Below are 18,060 nucleotides of genomic sequence, written 5' to 3'. Positions count from 1 at the left end.
CAGGGCGACGATCATAGATCCAGCGTCACCGTGACAGGCACATGGTCCGACGGCCGCTCCCAGCTCCGCGCGTCGCGCAAAATCTTGAAATCGCTGACGGCATCCTTCAGCGCGCGCGAGACCCAGATGTGATCGAGCCGGCGGCCACGATCGCCGACGGTCCAGTCGGCGGAGCGGTAGCTCCACCACGTATAGACCTTTTCCGACATCGGGATGCGGTCGCGCGCGACGTCGATCCATTCGCCGGCGTTCAGCGCCGCCTGCAGCTTCTCGGTTTCGATGGGCGTGTGCGAGACCACTTTCAGCAGCTGCTTGTGCGACCAGACGTCGTTCTCGTGCGGGGCAACGTTGAGATCGCCGACCAGGATGTGGCGATCCTCCCCGCGCGGATGCAGCGGCTCGCACGCCTTCATCTCGTCGAGGAAGCGAAGCTTGTGGTCGAATTTCTCGTTCAGCGCGGGATCGGGAATGTCGCCGCCGGCGGGCACGTAGAAATTATGCAGCACCAGCGGCTTTGCGATGTTCGCTTTCTCGCCGAACGACACCGAGATATGGCGCGAATCCACCTTGTCGCAGAAGGTGCGGACGTCCTTGGACTCGAACGGAATCTTCGAGACGATGGCGACGCCGTGATAGCCCTTCTGCCCGTTCAGCGCGACATGCTCATAGCCGAGCCGCTTGAAGCGCTTCAGCGGAAAGGCATCGTCGATGCACTTGGTCTCCTGCAGGCACAGCACGTCCGGCCGCGCGCTCTTGAGGAATTTCGCGACCAGATCGATGCGCAGCCGCACCGAGTTGATGTTCCAGGTTGTCAGGGAAAGACGCATGAGGGATGCGTCTTAGCAAGCTCTCGTAGGGTGGGCAAAGGCGCAAAGCGCTGTGCCCACCGTCTTTTCGGGCTTGGGATGTCAGGGTCTGGGCGTGCTCTCGTAGAGTGGGCAAAGCGAAGCGTGCCCACGTGCCGATCGCGACGGGGAAAGGTGGTGGGCATGGCGCAAGAGCGCCTTTGCCCACCCTACGCACCTATCCCGGCGACGGGCCGTAGTTGGTGAAATCGATCTTGAACATGCCGGGATCGAGCTTCTTGGTCGCGTCGAGATTGTAGACCGCGATCGTGGTGTCGTAGCCCTGCGGGTCGGTGACGGTCCACTGCTTCAGCTGGCCGTCCTTGGCACCGAACATCAGCAGGAGGCGGCTGGTGCCGACCAGCGCCTGCTTCTCCTCGATGGTGACGCTGACGAAGACGTCGTCGGCGGAGACGTTGACGACGTTGGTGTCCTTCATCAGGTCGATGCGGTCGGACAGCAGGAAGCGCAGCGGCGTCTGCGACAGCGGATAGACGTCCTGGGTCGCGAGCTTGCGGTCGCGCACCACGAGTGACGACCCGTCGGCGACGATGTCGATCGGGCTCGGCGCGTCATATTCGAAGCGCACCTTGCCCGGTTTCTGGATGTAGAAGTCGCCTTGCGTCTTGCTGCCGTCGGGGCCGACCTGGACGAAATTCCCGACCAGCGTCGACAGCGACGACAGATAGGCGCTGACCTTGGCCGCCTGCGCCTTCTGGTTGGCATCGAAGGTCTGGAAGATGCTGCTCGGCACGTTGCGGCGCGGATCCGGAATCACCGGGTTCGGCGGCGTCTGCGTCGCGCCGGTGACGGCGGGGCCGCCGGCGGACGCGCCGCCGTCGCGGCCCTTCGGCGCGGGCTTCGGCACGGGGACGTTCTGCGCGAATGAGGACGCGGTCACGATCGCGGCGGTGACGAGAAGTGCGCCGGCAACGCGCACGCTTCTCGCGGCGACGGAGGCAGCGAATCGAATGTCCGGATGTGTGATCAACGCGTCGTCCTGTATGGCTGGGCGCCCTTTTACCGTGATTTCGGGCAAAAGCAGATATCGATTTTGCGTGAAATTATGTTTAGAGGCGCCTCGCCTCACATATGGCTGTCTTCTTCCTCGACCAGAATCTCGCGCTTACCGGCGTGGTTGGCGGGCCCGACGATGCCTTCCAGTTCCATGCGCTCCATCAGCGATGCGGCGCGGTTATAGCCGATCTGCAGGCGGCGCTGGATGTAGCTGGTCGAGGCCTTGCGATCGCGTTTGACGATGGCAACGGCCTGCTGGAAAAGATCGCCGCCGCCATCCCCGCCCATGCCGGTGGCGTCGAACACGGCGCCGTCCTCGTCCTCGGTCGGCTCTTCGGCGGTCACGGCTTCGAGATATTCCGGCTGGCCCTGCGTCTTGAGATGACGCACCACCTTCTCGACTTCCTCGTCCGAGGCAAACGGTCCGTGCACGCGGCTGATGCGGCCGCCGCCGGCCATGTAGAGCATGTCGCCCTGGCCCAGCAGCTGCTCGGCGCCCATCTCGCCGAGGATGGTGCGGCTGTCGATCTTGGAGGTCACCTGGAAGGCGATGCGGGTCGGGAAGTTCGCCTTGATGGTGCCGGTGATGACGTCGACCGACGGGCGCTGCGTCGCGAGGATCACGTGCAGGCCGGCGGCGCGCGCCATCTGCGCGAGGCGCTGCACCGCGCCTTCGATGTCCTTGCCGGCGACCATCATCAGGTCGGCCATCTCGTCGACGATGATGACGATGTAGGGCAGCGGCTCGAGCGAGAGCTTCTCTTCCTCGTAGATCGCCTTGCCGGTCTCCTTGTCGAAGCCGGTATGCACCGTGCGCGTCGGCTCTTCGCCCTTGGCCTTCACTTCGAGCAGGCGTGCATTGTAGCCGTCGATGTTGCGCACACCGAGCTTGGCCATGTTCTTGTAGCGCTCTTCCATCTCGCGCACCGCCCATTTCAGCGCGACCACCGCCTTCTTCGGGTCGGTCACGACGGGCGTGAGCAGATGCGGAATGCCGTCATAGACGGAGAGTTCGAGCATCTTCGGATCGACCATGATCAGCCGGCACTGGTCCGGGCGCAGCCGGTAGACCAGGCTGAGGATCATGGTGTTGATGGCGACCGATTTGCCCGAGCCGGTGGTACCGGCGATCAGCATGTGCGGCGTGCGTGCGAGATCGATGATGACAGGATCGCCGCCGATGGTCTTGCCGAGGCAGAGCGGCAGTTTTGCCACCGTGTCGACGGTTTCCTTGGCGACCAGCAGCTCGCGCAGATAGACCTTTTCGCGATGCGCGTTCGGCAGCTCGATGCCGATCGCGTTGCGGCCGGGCACGACGGCGACGCGCGCCGACAGCGCGCTCATCGAGCGGGCGATGTCGTCGGCAAGCCCGATCACGCGCGACGATTTGATGCCGGGCGCGGGCTCCAGCTCGTACAACGTGACGACGGGACCCGGATTGGCCTTGACGATCTCGCCGCGCACGCCAAAATCCTGGAGCACGCCTTCGAGCGAACGCGAATTGGCTTCCAGCTCGGCCTTGCTGAGCGGCTGGCGATCGCCGGCCTTGGGCGCCGCCAGTACGGAGACGGACGGAAGCTCGAACTTGTCGGAGGATTTCTTGGAAGCCGCCTTCGGCGCGGCCTTCTTGCGCGGTGCGCGCGCGGCCGGCTCTTCCTCTTCCTCCTCCTCGTCTTCCTCTGCTGCTTCGTGCCGGTCTTCGTAGTCCTCGTCCTCGGCCTGCGGCGAGATCGAGGGTGCGGCGCGGCCGCCGCCGAGATTCGGCTCCTGGCGGCTGAACGCAACGGCCTTGGTCTTCGGTCCGCTCGACACCAGCGAGCGGTAGGCAGCGCCACACAGCCAGATCAGCCGTGCCTTGGTGCTCATCAGCGCATGGAACAGCCAGCCCAGCGACACCGAGCCGCGATCGCTCTCCTCGTCCTCGTCGAGTGGCTTGTCGTCGTCCTCGATCTCCGTGAGCTCGTCGTCATGCTCGCGCGCGCCGACGCCGCAGGCGATCAGGAAGGTTGCGGCCATCGCGACGAACAGGATGACGCCGAGCACCATGCGGTAGATCGCGCCGGGCGGGCCGAACACGACCGCGGGCGCACGCACCAGCGCATCGCCGACCACGCCGCCGATTCCGGTCGGGAGCGGCCAGGCGCCGCCATGCGGCCAGCAGCTGGCAAAGCCCGCGGCGATCACCGTGCAGAGAATCCAGGAGCCGAGCCGCAGCGCTTCGCGGTCGAACGGGCGATGCGTCATCATCCGCCAGCCCCAGACCGCGACCGTCAGGACCAGCATGATGGCGCCGAGCCCGAGGATCTGCATGGCAAGGTCGGCGCCGATCGCGCCGGCGTAGCCGAGAATGTTGCGGATCGGCCGCGAGGTCGCGTGGCTGAGGCTGGGATCCTGCACCGACCAGGTCATCAGCGCGGCCGAGGCGACGCCCGACAGCGCGATCAGCCCGAGCCCGGTGAGCTCGCGCATGCGCCGCGCCAGCCCCTCGCGGATCGAGGGCGGCAGATGGCCGACCAGTGGAATGACACGTTCGATTGCCGACATGCTCACGGGCCCCGCCTAACCCAGAGTCTCGACCAGGCGATGCAGCGCCTGCGCCGTGGTCTCGCCATCCTGCACCAGCGCGAGGCGAATGTAGCCCGCGCCGGGATTGAAGCCGTCGGGCTGGAGCCGCGCCAGATAACTGCCGGGCACCACGCGCACGCCTGCTTCCTTGAAGAGCTTCAGACACACCGACACGTCGTCGCCGATCGCGGACGTGTTGAGCCAGACGCAGAAGCCGGCGTCGGGACGGCGATAGCCGTAACGGTTGCCGATGATCTGGTCGGCGAGATCGAACTTGATCCGGTACAGCCTGCGGTTCTCCTCGACATGCGCCTCGTCGCCGTAAGCAACGGTTGCGACGTGCTGGAGCGGCACCGGCACCTGCGGCGCTGCGATGTTGCGCAGCTCGAGGAACATGCCGATGAACTTCTTGTCGCCGGCGGCGAAGCCGACGCGCAGGCCTGGCAGGTTGGAGCGCTTCGACAGCGACTGGAACGCAACCACGCGGGTGAAGTCGGGGCCGGCGCATTCCAGCGCGCTGCCCGGAGCCTCGCGGGTGTAGATCTCGGAATAGCACTCGTCGCTGAGGATCACGAAACCGTAGCGGTCGGCGAGCTGCTTCAATCGCCTGAAATAGTCGGGCTTGGCGACCGAGCCCTGCGGATTGGCCGGCGAGGCCAGGTAGAACGCCACCGTGCGCGCCAGCGTCGCTTCGTCGATGGCGTCGAGATCGGGCAGGAAGCCGTTTTCGACCGTGGTCGGCAGATAGATCGACTCGCAGGCCGCGGCGCCGGCGCCGGCGCCATAGACCGGATAGAACGGGTTCGGCATCAGGATGGCCGGCTTGCCGGGACGCGGGCCGACATAACGCGCGGCTGCGATCGCGGCGAGGAACAGCCCCTCACGGCTGCCATTGAGGACCAGAAGCTCGGTCTTGGGGTCGAGCGGTCGCGGCAGCTTGAAGCGCGACGACAGCCAGGCGCTCGCTGCGTTACGAAACGGCTCGGTGCCCTGGTTCATCGGGTAGCGGCCGAAATCGGCGATGTGCTTGGCCAGCACCGGGCCGACGAAATCAGGTACCGGATGCTGCGGTTCGCCGACTGCAAGCGAAATCAAGGGCTTGCCAGGTTGATGCGGCGCCAGCAGCTCGTTCAGCCGGACAAAGGGCGAGCGTTCGGTATCGGAGCTTCCACCGCTCTGCGGCGCGCGGGATGAAGCGGTCATGACCATTCTGGGCGCCAGTACTCTTGGAACGGCCGGTCGCACCAAAGCGCCGGCGGGAAGCGGTTCAGTTCACCATAGATAGGGCGAGGTTAAGACGCGATTAACCATCGGCCGCCGCCTCCGTCCAGAGCAGGAATATTGGGGCCGGATAACAACGGGATGCGAAGCTCAGGGCGGGGCTGGTTGCACCTCTCCCGCTTGCGGGAGAGGTCGGCGCGTAGCGCCGGGTGAGGGTTCTCTCCACATAGGGACTATCTCGATGTTGAGACACCCTCTCCCCTGCCCTCCCCGCAGGCGGGGGAGGGAGCGCACTGTCATCGCGGCCTCAGTGCCCCGGCAGCTTCTCGAATGTCTTCATCCCGGCGGGGATTGCGTGGAAGTCCTGCATGTCGCAGGTGTAGATCGCCATCTGCGGATGGAACTGCTTTGGCTCGTCCAGCGTGCCGACTTTCAGGATCGCGGCCGGCAGACCCGGAACCTTGGTCACCAGATGCGTGCCGCATTCGGCGCAGAACTCGCGCGTCACGGCGCGTTCGAGGTCCTTGCGCATGAACTGCTTGGGCTGGCCGGTGATGTAGCTGAAGCCCGCCGCCGGCATCGCGATGAAGGTGTTGGGCGCGCCGCCCGAGATGTACTGGCACTCGCGGCAATGACACTGGGCCTGCATCATCGGATCGCCCTCGGCCACATAGCGCACTTCACCGCAATAGCATCCGCCTTCCAAACGCATGACGACCTCCCGTTTGTTGTTCTTGAGGTCGATATTTCTGCGCCGGCCGTGCTGAATGGCAATCTTTTTCTTCGGCATGCGAGGCAAAAAGAAAGGGGCTCCAACTTGCGCTGGAGCCCCTCAACGGTCGGGGCATTGCCGGGTATGTGCCCAAACCGTAGTTGTGGACGCGGTCCCGGGTGAGACCGCGTCCGGGAGGAGAGTTACATGTTGTAGGCGCGCTCGGTGTGCTCGGTGATGTCGAGGCCTTCACGCTCGCTCTCGACATTGGCGCGGAGGCCAACGATCACATCGACGACCTTGTAGAGGATCGCCGAACCGACGCCCGACCACACCAGCGTGGTGCCGACGGCCTTGAGCTGGGCGAGCATCTGAACCGCGAAGTCGTAATCGGCGACCTTCGGCGGGATCGCGGTGTAGTCGATGATGCCGGCGCCGCCGAGGGCGGGGTTGACGAGAATGCCGGTGCCGAGGGCGCCGACGATGCCGCCGACGCAGTGCACGCCGAACACGTCGAGAGAGTCGTCATAGCCGAGCGCGTTCTTCACGACGGTGCAGAAGAACAGGCAGACCACGCCGACCACGAGGCCGAGGACGATCGCGCCCATGACGCCGGAGAAGCCGGCGGCAGGCGTGACGGCCACGAGACCCGCGACAGCGCCGGAGATGACGCCGAGCACCGACGGATGACCCTTCACGATCCACTCCGCGAACATCCACGACAGCGCGGCGGCTGCGGTGGCGACGAAGGAGTTGGTCATGGCGAGGGCTGCGCCGCCGTTGGCTTCGAGGTTGGAGCCGGCGTTGAAGCCGAACCAGCCGACCCAGAGCAGCGAGGCGCCGATCATCGACATGGTCAGCGAGTGCGGGGCCATCAGCTCCTTGCCGTAACCGACGCGCTTGCCGATCAGGAGAGCGCCGACGAGACCTGCGATGCCGGCGTTGATGTGCACCACGGTGCCGCCTGCGAAGTCGATCGCGCCCGCCTTGAAGATCCAGCCGGCGTCGGCATTGATCTCGTCGAGCTTGGCCTGCGCCGCGGTCTTGGCCGCCGCGTCAGTGGCAGCAGCCAGAGCCTTGGCCGCATCCTGGATCATGTCCGGGCCGGGCCAGTACCAGACCATGTGCGCGATCGGGAAGTAGATCAGCGTGACCCAGAGCGGGATGAAGAGAGCGATTGCCGAGAACTTCATGCGCTCGGCGAAAGCGCCGACGATGAGGGCGGGCGTGATCGCCGCGAAGGTCATCTGGAAGCACATATAGATGAGCTCCGAGATGTTGGCGTCGACCGAGAAGGTCGCGGCCTTCGAGTCGGTGGTGACGCCCATCATGAAGGCCTTGGAGAAGCCGCCGATGAAGTCGGAACCGCCGGTGAAGGCGAGGCTGTAGCCGTACACGGCCCAGATCACGGTGACGACGCAGACGGTGTAGAACACCTGCATCAGGACCGAGAGCATGTTCTTGGAACGGACGAGACCGCCGTAGAACAGCGCGAGGCCGGGGATGGTCATCAACAGCACGAGCACTGTCGATGTCAGCATCCAGGCGTTGTCTCCCTTGTTGACCGTTGGCTCGGCGTAGGCTGCGGTCGCAGCGAACAGGCCGACTGCGAGAGCCGCCAATCCCGCGCCATAGGGACGCTTAAACGTCATCTTATTCACTCCTGATTGGTAAAGGTTGCGCGCGAAATCAAAGGGCCGCGGCATCGGCCTCGCCGGTGCGGATGCGGACCGCATGGTCGAGGTTGATGACGAAGATCTTGCCGTCGCCGATCTGTCCGGTTTTCGCGGCGGACGTGATGGCATCGATGGTCTTGTCGACCTGGTCGGAGGCGACAGCGACCTCGATCTTGATCTTGGGCAGGAAGCTCACGGCGTATTCGGCGCCGCGATAGATTTCCGTATGGCCTTTCTGACGGCCATATCCCTTGACTTCCGTCACCGTGAGACCGTGAACGCCAATGGCGGTCAGGGCGTCGCGGACTTCTTCCAGCTTGAATGGCTTGATAATCGCCATAACAATTTTCATGGGTCCTATCCCCGCTTGGGCCCGGTCCGGACGTGGCCGGGCGTTTCTCGACTGGTTCGCCACGAGGGAGAAGTTCACTACGCGGGCACAGCCAGACCCCCTAGAATCAAATGCCGTGCCAGATCGGGCGTGTTGCCTAACGGACTATGAAAACGGGTGTTTTCGCGCCCGGCGCGTATTGCGCTGCAGTGCGCTATTACGTCGCGCTCAATACGTGGTCACGACTGATTAAAATAAGTGCACGACAGGCTGCCGACACAATGTTGCTCACGCGTCGGGCAGCCAAAAGGTATCATATTACGGAAGCGCTTGAGAGATATCGCGCCCTTCGCGCCCGCTGCTCACGGGATACGCGCAGGGCGGACAAGGTCGAGCGGACGAGCCTCGCCGAAAGGTATCCGGCTGAAGGCCGCTGTCGGACCATCAGGCGGCGTCGCGCTCTGCAAAAACCCGATCGACCAGGCCCCATTCGACCCCCTGCTGCGCGGTCATGAAGTGGTCGCGGTCCAGGGTCCGTTCGACCTCCTCTTCAGTTCGTCCGCAATGCTGCGCATAGAGCCGGGTGATGCGCCGCTTGGTTTCCTGCATCTCGTTGGCATGGATCAGGATGTCGGACGCCTGGCCCTGGAAGCCGCCGAGTGGCTGATGCACGTGAAGGCTCGCATTGGGCAAAGCGGCGCGGTGACCGGGTTCGCCGGCCATCAGCAGGAACGAGCCCATGGAGCGCGCGGTGCCCATGCACAGCGTATGAACCGGCGCCTTGATGAACTGCATGGTGTCGTACATCGCGAGACCACTGGTGACCACGCCGCCATAGGAATTGATGTAGAGATTGATCGGCCTGCTCGGATTCTCCGCCTCCAGGAACAAGAGCTGCGCGCAGACCAGTCCGGACATCGCGTCATTGACCTCGCCGTTGAGGAAGATGATGCGCTCGCGCAGGAGCCGCGAGTAGATGTCGAAGGATCGTTCGCCACGGGCGGATTGTTCGACGACCATAGGGACGAGCTGAAGCATGTCGCGCATCGGCGACCTCCATGTCTGCAGATGATGAAGTCTGTTTGCTGTTAGGCCGCTGCGCGCATCAGGCAGCAATTGCCGTTGGCCGCCTGCGGCAGCTTCGCGCTGATATCGCAGGCTTGTTGGATGATGCGAAAGCGGGTGCCGCCTGACACGTTCGGCTCGATCCGGAAGATGACGTGGCTTTCGCGAAATGGCGGCTCGGAATCGCGAAGCCGGTACCGCACCTCTTCGCCCGCGATCGATGATTCCGGCTCGGCGCCCGCAAGGTCGCAATCCGGCAGCCAGCGCTCGCGCAGCGCTGGAATGGTCACGGCGCGCCAGACCTTTGCCGGCGGCGCATCGAAATCATATTCGAGCACCAGGGCTTCTTCGACTACGACGGCTACGTCGGCGGGATCAGGCTTTGCTGCGTCGCTCATTGATCCAGGTCCTTATTGGTCCATGTCCTTTAGGAGATCGGCGAGTGCGTCCATGCGCTTCGGCCAATAGGCGCGGTAGCGCGCGAGCCATGTCCCGATGGCGACGATTCCATCCGGGTCGACTTCGTAATTCACAAAGCGGCCCTGCCGCTGCTCGCGCACGAGGCCAGCGGCGCGCAGCACCGAAAGATGCTGCGACATCGCAGGTTGGCTGATCTCCAATCCGTCGCGCAAAGCGCTGGCATTCAGGCTTCCGCCAGCGAGCTTCTCAAAGACCTTTCGGCGCGTCGGGTCGGCCAGCGCCTTGAAGATGTCGGCTTCGATCATGGCAACACATAAGCACGCGCTTATGTGTTGCGCAAGCCCCGATTACTGAAGGGCTTCGCCGTGCTGCGAAATATCCAGCCCCTCGAGTTCGTGCTCACGGGATACGCGCAGCGGCACGAACAGGCCGACCAGCTTGAGCAGGATGAAGCTCACGCCCGCCGACCAGACGAAGGTGACGGCGACGCCATAGAGCTGGATCAGCAGCTGCTGCGGGTGGCCCTCGAGCAGGCCGGCGGTGCCGCCGATCGCGCTGGTGGCGAACACGCCGGCGAGCAGGGTGCCGGTCAGGCCGCCGATGCCGTGAACGCCGAACACGTCGAGCGAATCGTCATAGTTGAAGCGCTGCTTCAGCCAGGTGCAGGCCCAGTAGCAGACGAGACCTGCGATCACGCCGATGACGATGCCATGCCAGGGCGCCACGAATCCGGAGGCCGGCGTGATGGTGCCGAGCCCGGCCACCGCGCCGGAGATCATGCCGAGCACGGAAGGCTTGCGCCGGGTCGACCACTCGATCGCGCCCCAGGTCAGCGCGCCGGAGCAGGCCGCAAGATGCGTCGCGATGATCGCCAGCACTGCGCGCGAATTGGCCGCGCCTGCCGAGCCGCCGTTGAAGCCGAACCAGCCGACCCAGAGCAGGCCGGTGCCCATCACCGCGAGCGACAGATCGAACGGCGAGAGATTTTCGGTGCCGTAGCCATGACGGCGTCCCATCACCTTCGCGGCGACGAGGCCGGCGGTGCCGGCCGACAGATGCACCACGAGGCCGCCGGCGAAGTCGAGCACGCCCAGGCTGTTGAGGAAGCCGCCGCCCCACACCCAATGCGCCAGCGGAATGTAGACGAAGATGAACCAGGCGACGGAGAACAGGAGATAGGCGGAGAACCGCATGCGGTCGGCGACGGAGCCCGCGACCAGCGCCACCGTGATGATCGCAAACGTCATCTGGTACAGCATGAACAGCGATTCCGGAATCGTCTTTGCCGCCGGGTTGACGCTGTCCATCGTCATGCCGGCGAGGAACCAGCGGTCGAGCGTGCCGATCCACGGGCCGTCGCCGACGAAGCAGAGCGAATAGCCGAACGCGACCCAGAGAATCGAGATCATCGTCACCGCGGCAAGGCTCTGCGCCATGGTGGCGAGCACGTTCTTCTTGCGCACCATGCCGGAATAGAACAGCGCGAGCCCGGGAATCGTCATCATCAGCACCAGCGCGGTGGCGACGATCATCCAGGCGGTATCGGCGGTGTTGATCTCGGAGCCTGCGGCGTGCGCCGGCGAAGCCATGGCGGACACAAATCCGATCGGCGCAGCCATGCAGGCTGCGCGGCGCAACAATCCCGCCATGTCGTTTCCCCCAGCACAGAAATTACGTCGCACGCTGTGGCGTCGTTGCCCGGTGCGATCTTGGACGTCGGTGGTTAGAGCGCGTCGCTGTCGGTTTCGCCGGTGCGGATGCGCAGCGCGTGGTCGATCGGCGTGACGAAGATCTTGCCGTCGCCGATCTGCCCGGTGCGCGCGGTCGCGGTGATCACGGCGACCGCCTTGTCGGCGACGTCGGAGGCGACCGCGATCTCGATGCGCAGCTTGGGAAGGAAGTTCACGACATATTCGGCGCCGCGATAGATCTCGGTGTGGCCCTTCTGGCGTCCATAGCCCTTCACCTCGGTCACGGTCATGCCGTGGACGCCGATCGCCGTCAGGGCCTGGCGGACCTCATCGAGCTTGAAGGGTTTGATGATCGCGACGACGAGTTTCATGGTCAGGCCTATTCCCCGGGATGCGCCGCGCCGCATGTCTCCGGCGCAGCGTCAATCTGGCATCTTTCCGGGCAAATGGCATAAAAAAGTTGCAGATTGAAGCGGAAAAACGTTGGGCCATGTGAATGGCCGCCTCTGTACAGGGCAGCCGTTCATCCTTCACAATGCATTTTTGGCATGGATGCGGTGAACCCAAGCGTCCGGGCCGGTACATAAGTATGTTCGAGGGGGACGCTTCATGGCGAGTTGGTTCTACGCATCCGAGGGCAAGCAGCAGGGGCCCTATCCGGAAGGGCAATTCCGCGATCTGGTCGCTCAGGGCATCGTGCGCCCGGACACATTGGTGTGGACCGAGGGCATGGCCGGCTGGCAGAAGGCTGCCGAGATTCCCGGGCTGCTCGGCGGCGGTGCGCCGCCGATGATTCCGGGCGGCGGGCCCCCGATGAGGGGCGCTGGTGGTTACGGTGGGGCGGCCAGCGGCGGATCACTCGCCGTCGATTTCGGCATCCTCGAGTTCACCTGGCGCACGCTCGTGCTCGTGATCGGCTCCTGCTTCGTCATTCCGGTGCCGTGGCTGTTCGTCTGGTACACGAAATGGATCGTGCCCTGCTTCAAGGTTCCCGGGCGGCCCAATCTCAGCTTCACCGGCAACGCGATGACGCTGGTGCCCTGGTTCTTCGGCTTCATCGTTCTGGCGATCGCGCTCGGCTTTGTCGGCAGCCAGTTGCTGAGCAATCTGCTGTTCATCGTCCAGATCGTGCTCTACTGGCTGCTGATCAAATGGATGATCGCAAACCTTGCTTCCAACGGGCAGCCGCTCGGTCTCAGCTTCTCCGGTTCGGTCTGGGCCTATATCGGCTGGAATCTGCTGTTCGCGATTTCCATTATCACCATCATCGGCTGGGCCTGGGTGGCCGCCGCCCAGATGCGCTGGTTCTGCCGCAGCATCGAGGGCACGCGGCGCGAGATCGTGTTCAGGGGTAGCGGTCTCGACATCCTCTGGCGCGGCATCGTGGCTGCGATCCTGTGCAGCCTCATTATCCCGATCCCGTGGGTGTATCGCTGGATCATGAGCTGGTTTGCCTCGCAGACCGAGCTCGCTCCGCGCGGCTCTGTCTAAGGCGACCGGCTCTTCCACCCGCACACGAAGCTTCCGTTCCGATTTGATCGGAACGGAAAAAGCTCTAGGCGTGAATTGACAGTTGCGGCGCGATCGCTTCCGCAACCGTGCGCATGTCGCGCGCCAGCGCCAGCGAGGTTGCACGATCCAGCTGGCTGCCGAGACCGACGGCCGCGATGGTGTGCGAGATCGTTCCCTTTGCATTCAGCACCGGCACGGCGACGATCGTCACGCCGGCAATGTAATTGCCGCGATCGATGCTGAAGCCCTGCTTGCGCACCTGATCGACTTCCTTGCGCCAGGCCTCGAAGGTCGGCGCGTTGTGCCAGCGCAGCAGGCGAAAGCGCTTCTCGATCTCCTTCTCCGGCTGGCCGCTGAAGGCGGCGACGCAACGGCCCGTCGCGCTGATCAGCGCCGGAAAACGGCTTCCGATGTCGACGTGAAGCCGCACCGGCGCCTGGCTGCGCGCCAGCGCGACGACGATCATGTTGTCGAGGTCCGGCACCTCGACGCCGATCGCCGTGACGCCGTAGCGACTTGAAATCTCCTCGAGCCGCGGCCGCATCAGGCTGGGAAAATCGGCGTTCTCCAGCACCGCGCGCGCCAGCGGCAGCATGCCGACGCCGAGGCTGTAGCGCTTGGTCTGCGGATCGATCTGCACGAGATCCTCCGCCAGCAGCGCGCGCACGATGTGCAACGCCGTGCTCGGCACCAGCTCGAGAGTCTCCGCAATCGCCTTGAGAGTCTGCGGCGTGGGACTGCGGCTGAGCAGGCGGAGGATGGCGACGGCGCGCGTGACCGCAGGCACGGCACGGACACGGGGTGATTTGGCATTCGGCATGATCGTATCGGTACAACAGCCGCCCGAGTGCAACAACACCGTCGCAGCATCACCAGCAGAGCTTTCATCGTCCTCGTTGCGCCGCATGCGCGGCAAGGTTCGTCGTTTCGCTAATTGTATATATACAATTGATAGTGCTATTTGACAATTAGTGCGGCGTCGGTATCTTGCCGGTCATGAGCAAGCTGACCGACTTCACGAGCTACGCCGCCGCGCAGACGATGTTCTCCCCGGAGAAGCTCTGGGAATTGTTCGACGGCAATCGCGCACGGCTGAACATCGCGCATGAATGCATCGACCGGCACGCCGGCCGATCCAACCCGGCGGTGATCGTGGTTCACGCCGATGGTCCGGACGAGGTGCTGAGCTTTGCCGAGCTTGCGGAAGCGTCCTCGCGCTTTGCGCATGATCTGGTGAGCCGGGGAATCAAGGTCGGTGATCGCGTCGCGGTCATGCTGGAGCCCTCGCGCGCCTTCTATGTGGCGGTGTTCGGCACCATGAAGGCCGGCGCCATCGCTGTGCCGCTGTTCACGCTGTTCGGTCCCGACGGTGTCAAGCTGCGTGTGGACGACTGCAAGCCGCGGTTGATCGTGACGAACGCGGAGAAGGCGGCGGCTCTCTCCGGGATCGGCACCGAGGTCGTGGTCGCCGACGACGCCTTCCTGCACGGCCTGCAGCGCTTCGCGCCGCATTTCACGTCTGAAACGGCGGCCGACGCGATGGCGCTGTTTCAATACACGTCGGGGACGACGCGCGCATTGCCCGAGGCGGTCAAGCACACGCATCGTTCGATCGTGACGCTGATGGTCGCGGCGTTGTACGGCACCGGTCTGCGTCCCGGTGATCGCTTCATCTGCCCGTCATCGCCGGCCTGGGGACACGGTCTCTGGCACGGCACCCTTGCGCCGCTGGCGCTCGGCATCACCATCGGGGCCTATGCCGGCAAGTTCAATCCGGAGCGGCTGCTGGCCGCGCTCGAGCAGCATCAGTTCACCAACATCTCCGCGGCCGCCACGCATTACCGCATGATGCGGAACTCGGGCGCGGCGCCGCGCTATCGCTACGTGCTGGAGAAAATGTCGTTCACCGGCGAGCCGATCGACAGCGAGACGGCGGCCTTCGTCAGCGACACCTTCGGCCATCAGGTTTGCAGCATGTACGGCACCACCGAGATCGGCGTGATCCTGGTGAGCTATCCCGGCGCGCGCGATTTCGTCGTCAAGCCGGGATCCCTGGGCAAGCCGATCCCCGGCGGGCGTGTCGAGGTGCAGGACACCGAAGGCCAGCCCTGCGCGCCCGGCGTCACCGGCGAGCTGAAGGTCTGGCGCCGCGGCGAGTGGATCGCGACCAAGGACCTCGGGCGCATCGACGAGGACGGCTACTTCTATCACGGCGGCCGGGCCGACGACGTCATCATCTCCGCCGGCTGGACCATGAGCGCGGTCGAGATCGAGGATGCGATCCTGAAGCACCCGCATGTGCGCGAGGCCGCGGCCATCGGTGTCCCCGATCCGCTCCGTGGCCAGGTGGTGAAGGCCTTCGTGGTCGCCGACCGACCGGGCGATACGTGCTTCGAGCACGAGATCCAGGACGTCGTGCGCCAGCGCCTCAGCCATCACGAATATCCGCGTCTCCTCAGCTTCGTCACGGAGCTGCCGAAGACGCCGGCCGGCAAGGTCAACCGCAAGGTGCTGCGTGACCGCGAGCGGGCCGCCAAACAATCAGAAGCGACGAATTAGAGGAAAGGAAACGTCACATGCTGGACAAGGCCGAAACCAGATTTCCGAAGATCACCGAAGAGGGCCTCGACGATCTGCGCAAGCGCATCGGCATCACCATCGGCGTGACCGCCGAGCCCTGGTGCTATGAGGCGACGCGCGACAACATCCGCCACTACGCGCACGGCATCGGCGACGACAACCCGCTGTGGTGCGATCCCGACTACGCCGCCAAATCGAGCTATGGCGGCATCATCGCCCTGCCGAGCTTCCTGTTCTCCACCAGCCGCATCGTGTCGGGCTATGTCGGCGGGATGCCCGGCGTCCACGCCATGTGGTCGGGCGCGGACTGGACCTGGCACAAGGCCGTCAGGCGCAATGACGTCATTTCGACCGAGGCCAAGTTGAAGGATCTCGTCGAGCACCAGACGCGCTTTGCCGGCCGCGCGATCCAGCAGACCTACCATGTCGACTTCTTCAACCAGCAGGGCGACCTCGTCGCCGAGGCGGATAGCTGGTGCTTCCGGACCGAGCGCGACCATGCGCGCGACCAGGGCACCAAGTACCGCGAGGTCAAGGCCCGCGCACCGCGCCGCTACAGCGAGGAGGAGCTGGCCGCAGCCTACAAGCACTATGCCGAGGAGCGAATCCAGGGCTCGCGTCCGCGCTACTGGCAGGACGTCACCGAAGGCGAGGCGCTGCCGGTGATGCTGAAGGGACCGATGACGGTCACCGGCTTCATCGCCTATGCGCAAGGCTGGGGCGGTCTCTACATCCGCGCCAACAAGCTCGCCTGGAAGCTGCAGGACGCCCATCGCGGCCTCGGCATCCCGAACCGCTTCAATATCCCCGATTGTCCCGAGCGCGTGCACTGGGAAGAGGAGTTCGCGCTCGAGGTCGGCGCGCCCGGCGCCTATGATTACGGTCCGGAGCGCTGCTCCTGGCTCACCCATCACCTCACCAACTGGATGGGCGATGACGGTTTCCTGCGCCGCGCGACCTGCAAGATCCGCCGGCACAATCCCGAGGGCGACATCCTGTTCATCAAGGGCAAGGTGAAGCGCAAATTCGTCGAGAACGGCCGTCACCTGGTCGAGATCGAGCAGGAAGCCCACAACCAGGACAACGAGGTCTCGGTTCTCGGCACCGGCATCGTGGAGCTGCCGAACCGTAGCTGACAACCACCAACTGGGCGAATGAGCATGCCCGCACCTGATCTCACGCGCGGCGCGATCACCGGCCTCAAGGTCGTCGATCTCTCGCGCGTGCTGGCGGGGCCGCTATGCACGCAGATGCTGGCCGATCATGGCGCGGATGTCGTCAAGATCGAGCCGCCATCGGGCGATGAGACACGCGGCCTTGGTCCGCCCTTCGATGCGGCGGGACAAGCGGCGTATTTCGGCGCCGTCAATCGCGGCAAGCGCGGCATGGCGCTCGACCTGTCGCGCACAGAAGGGCGTGCGGTGCTTGAAGCCCTGCTAGAGGATGCCGACGTGCTGGTGGAGAACTTCCTGCCCGGCACCATGGAGCGCTGGGGACTCGGTTACGAGGCCCGTCTGTCCGAGCGCTTTCCGCGCTTGATTTACTGCGCCATCTCGGGCTTCGGCGCCGACGGGCCACTCGGCGGACTGCCCGGCTACGATGCGGTGCTCCAGGCCATGTGCGGCCTGATGAGCATCAACGGGACTCAAGACTCCGGCGCCACGCGCGTCGGCATTCCGATCGTCGACTACCTCACCGGCTACAATGCGCTCACGGGCGTCTTGCTGGCGCTCGCGGCGCGCGAACGGACCGGACGAGGGCAGCGCGTCGAGGCGACGCTGTTCGACACCGCGCTCGGCCTTCTGGTGCCACACGCGGCGAACTGGATCTGCTCGGGCAATACGCCCGGTCGGCTCGGCAGCGCCCATCCCAACATCGCGCCTTACGACAAGTTCGCGGTCGCCGACGGCGAGATCTTTCTCGGCATCCTCAATGACGGCCAATTTCGCCGCTTCTGCCAAAAGGTCGGGCGCTGCGACCTGCTGGATGATCCGCGCTTTCGCACCAACGCCGATCGGCTCGCTCACGTGGCCGCGCTTCGCAGGGAGCTGGAGCACACGCTGGCCGGCTTCGAATCGGCCACCCTGTGCCGCGATCTGATGCAGGCCGGCGTTCCCGCCGGCGCCGTCAACACCGTGCCGCAGGCGTTCGCGCAGGCCCATGTCGCCCACCGCGACATGCTGGTCGAAAGCGAGGGCCACCGTGCACCCGGCATTCCCGTGAAGCTCGGTCAGACACCCGGTCGCGCCGGGCGGCGGCCGCCCCGCTTCGCCGAGCATGCCCGCGAGATTCTGGCGGATGCCGGTTTCGATGCGAGAACGATCGACAGTCTGATCGAGGGCGGCATCGTCGCGCCGCAACGAAAGGACACCGCGTAACGACAAGACGGCCAACAACAAGAAGACGACCAAAATAATCATAACGA

Annotated in this window: 17 protein-coding genes; 4 read left to right on the top strand and 13 right to left on the bottom strand. The window is 64.8% G+C overall.

What is annotated here, in order from left to right; all coding sequences use genetic code 11:
- Positions 1–11: 11 nt before the first annotated feature.
- The 12 genes from xth to RAD15_RS10245 all read right to left on the bottom strand — a co-directional run bounded on the left by xth (position 12) and on the right by RAD15_RS10245 (position 11,914).
- A complete protein-coding gene (gene xth, locus RAD15_RS10300; RefSeq protein WP_458176917.1) occupies positions 12–827 on the bottom strand; it encodes an exodeoxyribonuclease III in 816 nt (271 codons plus the stop codon).
- Between the two features lie 196 nt (positions 828–1,023).
- Positions 1,024–1,836: an outer membrane lipoprotein carrier protein LolA gene (locus tag RAD15_RS10295; RefSeq protein ID WP_458176915.1), complete on the bottom strand. Its 813-nt coding sequence runs from the start codon at positions 1,834–1,836 to the stop codon at positions 1,024–1,026.
- Positions 1,837–1,931: 95 nt separating this feature from the next.
- On the bottom strand, positions 1,932–4,412 hold the full coding sequence (locus tag RAD15_RS10290) for a DNA translocase FtsK (protein ID WP_458176913.1): 2,481 nt from the start codon (positions 4,410–4,412) through the stop codon (positions 1,932–1,934).
- Between the two features lie 9 nt (positions 4,413–4,421).
- Entirely contained in the window at positions 4,422–5,636 is a 1,215-nt protein-coding gene (locus tag RAD15_RS10285; RefSeq protein ID WP_458176911.1) for an aminotransferase class I/II-fold pyridoxal phosphate-dependent enzyme, read from the bottom strand.
- A 319-nt stretch (positions 5,637–5,955) separates the two neighbouring features.
- Entirely contained in the window at positions 5,956–6,360 is a 405-nt protein-coding gene (locus RAD15_RS10280) for a GFA family protein (RefSeq protein WP_458176909.1), read from the bottom strand.
- 203 nt (positions 6,361–6,563) lie between these two features.
- Positions 6,564–8,012 carry an ammonium transporter gene (locus RAD15_RS10275; RefSeq protein WP_458176907.1) on the bottom strand — a complete coding sequence of 483 codons (1,449 nt, stop codon included), beginning with the start codon at positions 8,010–8,012 and terminating at the stop codon, positions 6,564–6,566.
- Positions 8,013–8,049: 37 nt separating this feature from the next.
- A complete protein-coding gene (locus RAD15_RS10270; protein ID WP_008142813.1) occupies positions 8,050–8,388 on the bottom strand; it encodes a P-II family nitrogen regulator in 339 nt (112 codons plus the stop codon).
- A gap of 423 nt (positions 8,389–8,811) precedes the next feature.
- On the bottom strand, positions 8,812–9,414 hold the full coding sequence (locus RAD15_RS10265) for an ATP-dependent Clp protease proteolytic subunit (RefSeq protein WP_128930524.1): 603 nt from the start codon (positions 9,412–9,414) through the stop codon (positions 8,812–8,814).
- Between the two features lie 41 nt (positions 9,415–9,455).
- Positions 9,456–9,830: an SRPBCC family protein gene (locus RAD15_RS10260; RefSeq protein ID WP_458176905.1), complete on the bottom strand. Its 375-nt coding sequence runs from the start codon at positions 9,828–9,830 to the stop codon at positions 9,456–9,458.
- Between the two features lie 12 nt (positions 9,831–9,842).
- Positions 9,843–10,157: an ArsR/SmtB family transcription factor gene (locus RAD15_RS10255; RefSeq protein WP_458176903.1), complete on the bottom strand. Its 315-nt coding sequence runs from the start codon at positions 10,155–10,157 to the stop codon at positions 9,843–9,845.
- A 42-nt stretch (positions 10,158–10,199) separates the two neighbouring features.
- The gene (locus tag RAD15_RS10250) at positions 10,200–11,501 is read right to left on the bottom strand and encodes an ammonium transporter (RefSeq protein ID WP_458176901.1); all 1,302 of its coding nucleotides are present in this window, start codon (positions 11,499–11,501) and stop codon (positions 10,200–10,202) included.
- Between the two features lie 74 nt (positions 11,502–11,575).
- Positions 11,576–11,914: a P-II family nitrogen regulator gene (locus tag RAD15_RS10245; RefSeq protein WP_008142802.1), complete on the bottom strand. Its 339-nt coding sequence runs from the start codon at positions 11,912–11,914 to the stop codon at positions 11,576–11,578.
- Between the two features lie 238 nt (positions 11,915–12,152).
- Here RAD15_RS10245 and RAD15_RS10240 point away from each other — a divergent pair, with 238 nt between their 5' ends.
- Entirely contained in the window at positions 12,153–13,034 is an 882-nt protein-coding gene (locus tag RAD15_RS10240) for a GYF domain-containing protein (RefSeq protein WP_458176899.1), read from the top strand.
- 64 nt (positions 13,035–13,098) lie between these two features.
- On the opposite strand, the gene RAD15_RS10235 is transcribed toward RAD15_RS10240, so the two are convergent.
- On the bottom strand, positions 13,099–13,875 hold the full coding sequence (locus RAD15_RS10235) for an IclR family transcriptional regulator (protein WP_458176897.1): 777 nt from the start codon (positions 13,873–13,875) through the stop codon (positions 13,099–13,101).
- Positions 13,876–14,051: 176 nt separating this feature from the next.
- Here RAD15_RS10235 and RAD15_RS10230 point away from each other — a divergent pair, with 176 nt between their 5' ends.
- From RAD15_RS10230 to RAD15_RS10220, 3 genes are read left to right on the top strand one after another with little or no spacing between them, the layout of a single operon-like run.
- A complete protein-coding gene (locus tag RAD15_RS10230) occupies positions 14,052–15,614 on the top strand; it encodes an acyl-CoA synthetase (RefSeq protein ID WP_458176895.1) in 1,563 nt (520 codons plus the stop codon).
- Positions 15,615–15,631: 17 nt separating this feature from the next.
- Positions 15,632–16,771, top strand: coding sequence for an FAS1-like dehydratase domain-containing protein (locus RAD15_RS10225; protein WP_458176893.1), 1,140 nt, complete (start codon positions 15,632–15,634; stop codon positions 16,769–16,771).
- Between the two features lie 24 nt (positions 16,772–16,795).
- Positions 16,796–18,013 carry a CaiB/BaiF CoA transferase family protein gene (locus RAD15_RS10220; RefSeq protein ID WP_458176891.1) on the top strand — a complete coding sequence of 406 codons (1,218 nt, stop codon included), beginning with the start codon at positions 16,796–16,798 and terminating at the stop codon, positions 18,011–18,013.
- Positions 18,014–18,060 lie beyond the last annotated feature (47 nt).

This window comes from Bradyrhizobium sp. 14AA (assembly GCF_054185205.1).
This window is presented reverse-complemented; position numbering and strand designations above follow the sequence as displayed.

Coding starts and splice junctions, on each gene's coding strand:
- xth (WP_458176917.1), bottom strand. CDS start 827: ATGCGTCTTTCCCTGACAACCTGGAACATCAACTCGGTGCGGCTGCGC.
- RAD15_RS10285 (WP_458176911.1), bottom strand. CDS start 5,636: ATGGTCATGACCGCTTCATCCCGCGCGCCGCAGAGCGGTGGAAGCTCC.
- RAD15_RS10280 (WP_458176909.1), bottom strand. CDS start 6,360: ATGCGTTTGGAAGGCGGATGCTATTGCGGTGAAGTGCGCTATGTGGCC.
- RAD15_RS10275 (WP_458176907.1), bottom strand. CDS start 8,012: ATGACGTTTAAGCGTCCCTATGGCGCGGGATTGGCGGCTCTCGCAGTC.
- RAD15_RS10270 (WP_008142813.1), bottom strand. CDS start 8,388: ATGAAAATTGTTATGGCGATTATCAAGCCATTCAAGCTGGAAGAAGTC.
- RAD15_RS10265 (WP_128930524.1), bottom strand. CDS start 9,414: ATGCGCGACATGCTTCAGCTCGTCCCTATGGTCGTCGAACAATCCGCC.
- RAD15_RS10260 (WP_458176905.1), bottom strand. CDS start 9,830: ATGAGCGACGCAGCAAAGCCTGATCCCGCCGACGTAGCCGTCGTAGTC.
- RAD15_RS10255 (WP_458176903.1), bottom strand. CDS start 10,157: ATGATCGAAGCCGACATCTTCAAGGCGCTGGCCGACCCGACGCGCCGA.
- RAD15_RS10250 (WP_458176901.1), bottom strand. CDS start 11,501: ATGGCGGGATTGTTGCGCCGCGCAGCCTGCATGGCTGCGCCGATCGGA.
- RAD15_RS10245 (WP_008142802.1), bottom strand. CDS start 11,914: ATGAAACTCGTCGTCGCGATCATCAAACCCTTCAAGCTCGATGAGGTC.
- RAD15_RS10240 (WP_458176899.1), top strand. CDS start 12,153: ATGGCGAGTTGGTTCTACGCATCCGAGGGCAAGCAGCAGGGGCCCTAT.
- RAD15_RS10235 (WP_458176897.1), bottom strand. CDS start 13,875: ATGCCGAATGCCAAATCACCCCGTGTCCGTGCCGTGCCTGCGGTCACG.
- RAD15_RS10230 (WP_458176895.1), top strand. CDS start 14,052: ATGAGCAAGCTGACCGACTTCACGAGCTACGCCGCCGCGCAGACGATG.
- RAD15_RS10225 (WP_458176893.1), top strand. CDS start 15,632: ATGCTGGACAAGGCCGAAACCAGATTTCCGAAGATCACCGAAGAGGGC.
- RAD15_RS10220 (WP_458176891.1), top strand. CDS start 16,796: ATGCCCGCACCTGATCTCACGCGCGGCGCGATCACCGGCCTCAAGGTC.